Source organism: Paraburkholderia ginsengiterrae (assembly GCF_001645125.1).
GTDB lineage: Bacteria > Pseudomonadota > Gammaproteobacteria > Burkholderiales > Burkholderiaceae > Paraburkholderia > Paraburkholderia ginsengiterrae.
Genome location: NZ_LXKA01000221.1, coordinates 383,009 through 389,752 on the forward strand (window position 1 = coordinate 383,009; position 6,744 = coordinate 389,752).

A 6,744-nucleotide genomic window follows, 5' to 3' on the forward strand; every position below is an offset into this window, starting at 1 on the left:
CTGGCCTAAAGCTGGCCGACCAGCCCCAGCGCCTGGGCGCGCGCCACCGCTTGCGCGCGCTTGTCGACGGCGAGCTTCACGAAGATGCTCTTCACATGCGACTTGACCGTCTCAGGCGCGATCCCGAGCGTGCGCGCGATTTCCTTGTTCGACTGCCCTTGCGCGATCAACTCGACGATGTCGCGCTCCCGCACGCTCAGCGCTTCACGTTCGGCGTCGCGCTCGGATTTGCTGTCGCGCTGATAGAGCGCCCGCCAGCCGGCGAGCAGGCGGTCGAGGTACGCCAAGCTGTCCTTCGTCTGCGCCGTGCTGCGTGTTTCGTCGCGCACGGCCTGCAGCAACGCGCCGATCTCCGGCCCGTGGTCGAGAATGGACTGGTAGATGCCCATGCGCATCGCGACACCCAGCACCTCGCGAAAGGTTTCGACGGCGCGTTCGCGCTCATGCGCGCTCAGCCAGACTAGCGCGAGCACGGTGCGCAAGCGCAGCGCCAGGTAGTCGCCATGGCGGATTTCGAGGCCGCGCAGCGCGCCGGTCAGCAACTCGACGGCGTCCGCGGTCCGGTTTTGCGCCAGCGCCAGGCAGGCCGACGCCAGGGCGCGGTAGGTTTCGATTTCAGGCGAGACAGTGCCCATCGACGCCGCCAGCTGATCGAGCTGCACGACGCAGGCACTGGCTTCGGTGAGCCTGCCTTCGGCCAGACAGAGCCGCGTACGTTCGACGAGCGCGGCCGCGGTGAGCCTGTCCCAGCGGCGCCCATAACCCACCGCCTGGGCGTGGTCGAGCAGCGTGTAGGCGTGAGCCGTGTTCGCACGAGCGACGGCGATCCGCGCCAGCAGCCGGTAGGCGATCAACATGCTGTCGAGCAGGACTGCGGCGTCGATGACCGGCATCAGGTCGGTGAGCAGGGCCTCGGCTTCGTCGAGCCGGCCCTGCTCGTAGCGGATCTGTCCGAGCATCGGCGCGCATAGCGCGACGGCGATGGACTGCGGGCCGGAGTAGTGTTCGGCGAGCCGCATCGACTCGGAAAAGTAGCGCTCGGCCAGCCCGAAGTGCATCTGCTGCATTTCCGCGTGGCCCAGCAGACAGAGCCGGTAGGTCGACGCGAACACGTTGCGCTGGTCTTCCTCCATTGAGTAGGGGATCCAGGGCGTCGCGTAAAGGGCTTCGAGATTGCCCGCTTTCCAGTGCCCGTAGCGCACGACATTGGTGACTACGTTGGTGGTCCAGATATCCGTCGAGGGCCGCATGAGGCAGGGTTGGGCGATGGCCATCGCCCGTGGGGCGTCGTCTTGCAGCGCGGCCACCACGGAACGGATTGCCTGGCATTCCCAACGGATATCATCGGGCGACGGGTTGGCGCTCGTATCGGCCTCGCGCTCGATGACATCCAGCATCGCGAGCGCATCGGCGAAGCGCATGGCGAGAGCCATGCCCCAGGCGATCGCCAGCGTCACCTTGAGCTGGGCGCGCATCAGGTGCGCGGGGAACTGGCGCTGCCAGCCGAGCAGGGTGAGCAGATCGCCTTTCGTGACGAGCGCCATCGCGCAATGGCCCATCAGCGAGACGGCTTCGTCCGTGGCGCCGGCGGCAATCGCATGTTTGACGGCGTCGGTCCAACGCTCCTGAGCCGCGTACCACTTGCACGCGCGGCGATGCAGGTCCGGCACCTGGTCGCGCAAGTGCGTTTCGAGCCGCAGCCGCAGATACTCGCCCATCAGATGGTGATAGCGGAACCAGGTGCCTTCCAGATCCACTGGGTCGAGCAGCAGGTGGCGCGCGGCGATCGCTTCCAGCATGGCCTGGCTCGCCGCAACGCCGGTGACCGCTTCGCACAGCGGCGCGCTCAGCCGGTCCAGGATCGAGGTGCGCAGCATGAAGTCGACCATGTCGGGCGGCAGGCGTATGAGCATGTCCTCCAGATAGGCGGCAAACGGGCGCAGCGTGCCTGACGGGGCGGTCAGCTCCCGCGTGCGCTCGCCTTCGTCGCGCGGCAGCATCGACGCGGAGATGCGCAGCGCCGCGGCCCAGCCTTCGGTGCTGGCAAAGATCGACTTGACGCTGGCGGCGCGCACTTTGCCCGGGCATTCGCGCTCGACAAAGCTGCGGGTTTCATCGAGGTTAAAACGCAGCGTGGCCGCGTCGACTTCCAGCAGCTCATTGCCGGCGCGCAGCCGGGCGAGCGGCAGCGGGGGATCGGTGCGGGTGCAGAGCACCACGTGCACGTGCGACGGTGCGTTTTCGATGAAGAACGACATCGCCTCGTGAATCGGCGCGAGGCTGATCAGGTGATAGTCGTCGAGGAACAGAAAGACTTCATCCTCGACGTCGACGAGCTCGTTGATCAGCGTGGCCGCAACTGCCTGTGCCGGCACCAGCGAGGCCGCGGTCGTCAGACCGATGGCGGCGGCGCCGACGTTGCCGCACGCATGCTGCAGCGCCTGCGCCAGATGATGGAGCAGGCGAGCCGGTTCGTCATCCTCAGTATCGAGCGACAGCCATGCGACCTGTGTGCCGTTGGCCCGCAGCCGGTTGACCCACATGAGCGCGAGCGAGGTCTTGCCGAAGCCCGCGGGCGCCTTGATCACGGTGAGCCGTTTGCTTTCAGCCTGCTCGGCCAGGCGGATCAGCCGTGGGCGATCGATCAGGCCGCTCGGCAGCCGCGGCGGGAGCACCTTCGTTGCGAGAACGAGGGGAGGGTGCTTCGCAGGCGTCACTTCAGTCATGAGCATCGGCAACTCCGGGTGTTCGGGTTGACCCTGGCTGCTCTCCCCCGTTCCTGCGGCCGCGCTCCCCTGTCTGGGGGATACGGCGCGGCCTCGCGCTGAGACACCATGGATTCCATCGCGGAGATCGAAGTTCAGTCAGCCGGACAGCGGTGCGTTGCTCTCGAAATCATACGCCCAACCACCTCGAAGCAGGGGCTTGTCAGACAGATCGGCCTACGTTGCAGCGCACAAACCGGGCTGCGCGAACTCTAATTCCGCCGGGCGGCCATCACGGCGCGCCGCGCGGCATGCGTTTTATCAACATGGAGCAGTCAATGAAAGTACTTGTACCTGTCAAGCGCGTCGTGGATGCGAATGTGAGGGTCCGTGTCAAGGCAGACGGCAGCGCCGTCGACATTGCCAACGTCAAGCTGTCGATGAATCCCTTCGACGAAATCAGCGTGGAAGAAGCCGTGCGTCTGAAGGAAGCCGGGGCGGCGAGCGAGGTGGTCGCGGTGTCGTGCGGCGTGCCGGCCTGCCAGGAAACGCTGCGCACCGCGCTGGCGACCGGCGCGGATCGCGCCGTCCTCGTCGAAACCGAAACGGAACTGCAACCGCTTGCCGTCGCCAAGCTGCTGAAGGCGCTGGTGGACAAGGAGCAACCGCAACTGGTGCTGCTCGGCAAGCAGGCGATCGACGACGACTCGAATCAGGTCGGCCAGATGCTCGGCGCGCTGCTCGGCTGGCCGCAGGCGACGTTCGCTTCGAAAGTCGTGGTTGGCGCAGGCAAGGCCACGGTCACACGCGAGATCGACGGCGGCCTCGAGACCATCGAAGTCGATCTGCCGGCCGTGATCACTGCCGATCTCCGGCTGAACACGCCGCGCTACGCGACGCTGCCCAACATCATGAAGGCGAAGAAAAAGCCGCTCGACACCGTGACGCCCGACACGCTCGGCGTGGAGGTCGCGCCGCGGCTCACGACACTCAAGCTTGCCGAGCCCGCCAAACGCCAGGCCGGAATTCGTGTGGCCGATGCCGCTGAACTCGTCGACAAGCTGAAGAACGTCGCCCACGTCCTCTAATTCGCAAGGGAAGAATCATGCCTGTACTCGTTATTGCCGAGCACGACAATCAGATGCTCAAGACGGCGACGCTGAACGCCGTGACCGCCGCCGCACACCTCTCCGACGACATTCATGTCCTCGTGGCCGGCGCGCAGTGCGCGTCCGTCGCCGAACAGGCCACGCGCGTTGCGGGTGTCACCCGCGTGCGCGTTGCCGACGCGCCTCATTACGGCCACGCATTGGCTGAGAACCTGGCGGCGCTGGTGGTAAAGATCGCGGCGGAGTACAGCCACGTGATCGCGCCCGCCACCACGACCGCCAAGAACGTGATGCCGCGCGTGGCCGCGCTGCTCGACGTCGCGCAGGTCTCGGAGATCGTCGCCGTCGAATCCGCCGATACGTTCGTGCGCCCCATCTACGCGGGCAACGTGCTGGCCACGGTCCGCAGCGCCGATCCCATCAAGGTCGTGACCGTACGTCATACCGCGTTCGCGGCGGCGCCCGCGGAAGGCGGCGCCGGCGCGATCGAGGCGCTGGAGCCCGCGCCGGAACAGCCGGGCGCACGCTTCGTCGACCAGCAGCTCACCCGTTCCGAGCGTCCGGAACTGACCTCGGCGCGGCGGGTGATCTCCGGTGGCCGGGGCATGGGTTCAGGCGAAAACTTCGCGCTGCTCGAGGACCTCGCCAACATGCTCGGCGCGGCCGTCGGCGCATCGCGCGCCGCGGTGGATGCCGGCTACGTCCCCAACGACTATCAGGTGGGCCAGACCGGCAAGGTCATTGCCCCGCAGCTTTACATTGCGGTGGGCATCTCCGGTGCGATTCAGCACCTGGCCGGCATGAAGGACTCGAAGGTGATCGTCGCCATCAACAAGGACGAGGAGGCGCCGATTTTCCAGGTGGCCGACTACTGGATCGTAGGTGACCTCTTCAAGGTGTTGCCGGAACTCTCCGCAGAACTGGACAAGCTGCCGCCGGACTGATTTTTTCTCGCGGCATGACAAAGTGATGCCGTATCTATATGAACTTATATTCGCAGTCCGAAGTAATAAGGAAAACGTGATGAAAAAGATCGCCTATCTCGCCCTCATACCTGGGGTGATATGTGGCAGTGCATCGGCACAGAGTGCGGGCAGCCTCATCAGCAGCGTGGGTGGGACGTGGCTCGACTTTGGCCAGTCGTCCTCGACGGCGTTGCAGAGCACCTCGGCGGCGGGCACTTTCAACTCGCCGGGAACAGGTGGCCAGATTCACAACACGTTCACCGCCGAGCTTGCGCTGACCTATTTCATCACGGACAACCTTGCCGTCGATCTGGCGAGCGGCGTGCCGCCCAAGCTCAGTCTCTTCGCTCAGGGGACGGCGGCACCGCTCGGCCCGGGCGGCCCGACGCTCGGTCTCGGCAATCTGCAACCGCTTGCCACGACACGATCCTGGCCGCCGATTCTGTTCCTGAAATATTACTTCGGCGGCGCGCAGAGCAAGCTGCGCCCCTTCGTTGGCGCGGGTGTCAATTACACGTGGTTTTCGCACACCGAACTCAATTCGAACTTTAGCGGCGCGTTGCAGCAGTTTGCGGGGCCGGGCAGCAAGGTCACCGCGTCGCTCAGCTCGTCATGGAATCCCGCGTTCAATGCAGGGGTCTCCTATAACATCACCAGGAACTGGTACGCGACGGCGTCGGTGACGTATCTGCCGCTGAAGACGAATGCAACGGTGAACGCGATTGCCGGCAATGGGCAAACCGTGCTGACCAACAGGACGCACATCACGGCCAATCCGTGGATTACCTTTGTCGGGATCGGATACCGGTTCTGATAATGCCGGCGGTGCCCCACGAATACACCGCCCACACGCCCGCAGTTCAGAACTGCTGGGCCCTGAGCTTTTCGAACTCGGCGCGGCAGGCGTCGCTGAATGGCCCGAGGATGTCGATCGAGTTATTGGCCAGCATGTCGCGCAGTTCTTCGAAGCGCTTGTCCGGGGCGAGGTAAGTATCGACGATTCTCCGCCCGATCCGATCGGCTTCTGTCACGACGTCGGCGGAAGATTGGACGCGTATCCGGGCTATCTTGGCGAACACGCTGCCGAGCGTCGCCAGGTCCGGCTCGTTGTGCTGGAGTGCGTGCACATAGCACTTCGACGCGTCTTCAATGAACTCCCGATAGACCTCCTGCCGGCGGGCGCGGTCGTGTGCAAGCCATTCGGCCTTGACCTGAGTGTGCTGCGTGAGCCACGACGCGAGCACGGAAGTCAGGCCGCCAATGCCGGCGCCGACCAGAGCGGCGAGTGCGGAAATAAGTGATGAATTCATCGCTTAACCTTGGAAGTGTCTGTACACGACGCACGAAACTCTACCTTGAATATGCGTCAATTTGGCTGTGGTGTCGTTACACCATGCCGGACTGTATCAGTCCGGGCAAGCCCGTCATCGCGCAGCTGTTGACGCAAGGGCGCGATCTCGCGTCGGCTGAAACGCGAACCTTGCTTGAGCAATGGGGCAGACGTCACGCGGTTCGCAGTGCACTGAGCTTTGCCGCGTCGCCGATCTTTCTGGCGACTTCGATAAAGACGTGAGAAGGGGTGTCGCTCAAGGCGCGTGAGGCGTGGCACCCGGTCAGCGAGGGAACTCCACGAGGTACAGGAACACCGAACGGTTGTTCATCTTTTCCTGATTGTCGTCCGTCACCTCCGGCAGATGGCTCTTCGGCAGCTCGGCCGTGAAGACCCGCGATCCGGCGATACCCCCAGGCCCGGTCAGCATTTTCTTCACGGCGTTGGCGCGCCGCTGTGCCAGGCTATTGTTTATTTTCGACGAGCCGACGGTGTCGGTGTAGGCCATCAGAAGCAGTGAACTTCGAGGGTGCGCGAGCAGTTCATCCCTGGCGCGTTGAATCGCGGCGCGACCATCCTCGTCAATGTGAGCGCTGCCGGTGGCGAAGTAGACCGCCGGAAGGGCGGGTTCGAGT

Annotated in this window: 7 protein-coding genes; 4 read left to right on the forward strand and 3 right to left on the reverse strand. The window is 64.7% G+C overall.

Features of this window, described 5'->3' with window-relative positions; genetic code table 11:
* Nucleotides 1-5: 5 nt before the first annotated feature.
* A complete protein-coding gene (locus A6V37_RS18270; protein WP_064270621.1) occupies nucleotides 6-2,732 on the reverse strand; it encodes a winged helix-turn-helix domain-containing protein in 2,727 nt (908 codons plus the stop codon).
* A 311-nt stretch (nucleotides 2,733-3,043) separates the two neighbouring features.
* On the opposite strand from A6V37_RS18270, the gene A6V37_RS18275 reads away from it, so the two are divergent.
* From A6V37_RS18275 to A6V37_RS18285, 3 genes are all read left to right on the forward strand, one after another.
* Nucleotides 3,044-3,793: an electron transfer flavoprotein subunit beta/FixA family protein gene (locus A6V37_RS18275; protein WP_064270622.1), complete on the forward strand. Its 750-nt coding sequence runs from the start codon at nucleotides 3,044-3,046 to the stop codon at nucleotides 3,791-3,793.
* Between the two features lie 17 nt (nucleotides 3,794-3,810).
* Nucleotides 3,811-4,758, forward strand: a complete 948-nt coding sequence (locus A6V37_RS18280) for an electron transfer flavoprotein subunit alpha/FixB family protein (RefSeq protein WP_064286179.1) — start codon at nucleotides 3,811-3,813, stop codon at nucleotides 4,756-4,758.
* Between the two features lie 79 nt (nucleotides 4,759-4,837).
* A complete protein-coding gene (locus A6V37_RS18285; protein ID WP_064270624.1) occupies nucleotides 4,838-5,593 on the forward strand; it encodes an OmpW/AlkL family protein in 756 nt (251 codons plus the stop codon).
* 46 nt (nucleotides 5,594-5,639) lie between these two features.
* Here the strand turns inward: A6V37_RS18285 and A6V37_RS18290 are convergent, their stop codons facing one another.
* The gene (locus A6V37_RS18290; protein ID WP_064270625.1) at nucleotides 5,640-6,089 is read right to left on the reverse strand and encodes a hypothetical protein; all 450 of its coding nucleotides are present in this window, start codon (nucleotides 6,087-6,089) and stop codon (nucleotides 5,640-5,642) included.
* Here A6V37_RS18290 and A6V37_RS41820 point away from each other — a divergent pair.
* Nucleotides 6,080-6,352 (forward strand): anthrone oxygenase family protein, encoded by a 273-nt coding sequence (locus A6V37_RS41820; RefSeq protein WP_208607874.1) that lies wholly within the window; start codon nucleotides 6,080-6,082, stop codon nucleotides 6,350-6,352. The genes A6V37_RS18290 and A6V37_RS41820 overlap by 10 nt on opposite strands.
* 40 nt (nucleotides 6,353-6,392) lie before the next feature.
* Here the strand turns inward: A6V37_RS41820 and A6V37_RS18300 are convergent.
* The coding region (locus A6V37_RS18300; RefSeq protein WP_157447885.1) for an OmpA family protein at nucleotides 6,393-6,744 on the reverse strand (352 nt) is incomplete at its 5' end.

Excerpts from the sequence above, each read along its gene's own strand:
- A6V37_RS18270 (WP_064270621.1), bottom strand. The coding sequence starts at position 2,732 with ATGCTCATGACTGAAGTGACGCCTGCGAAGCACCCTCCCCTCGTTCTC.
- A6V37_RS18275 (WP_064270622.1), top strand. The coding sequence starts at position 3,044 with ATGAAAGTACTTGTACCTGTCAAGCGCGTCGTGGATGCGAATGTGAGG.
- A6V37_RS18280 (WP_064286179.1), top strand. The coding sequence starts at position 3,811 with ATGCCTGTACTCGTTATTGCCGAGCACGACAATCAGATGCTCAAGACG.
- A6V37_RS18285 (WP_064270624.1), top strand. The coding sequence starts at position 4,838 with ATGAAAAAGATCGCCTATCTCGCCCTCATACCTGGGGTGATATGTGGC.
- A6V37_RS41820 (WP_208607874.1), top strand. The coding sequence starts at position 6,080 with ATGAATTCATCGCTTAACCTTGGAAGTGTCTGTACACGACGCACGAAA.
- A6V37_RS18290 (WP_064270625.1), bottom strand. The coding sequence starts at position 6,089 with ATGAATTCATCACTTATTTCCGCACTCGCCGCTCTGGTCGGCGCCGGC.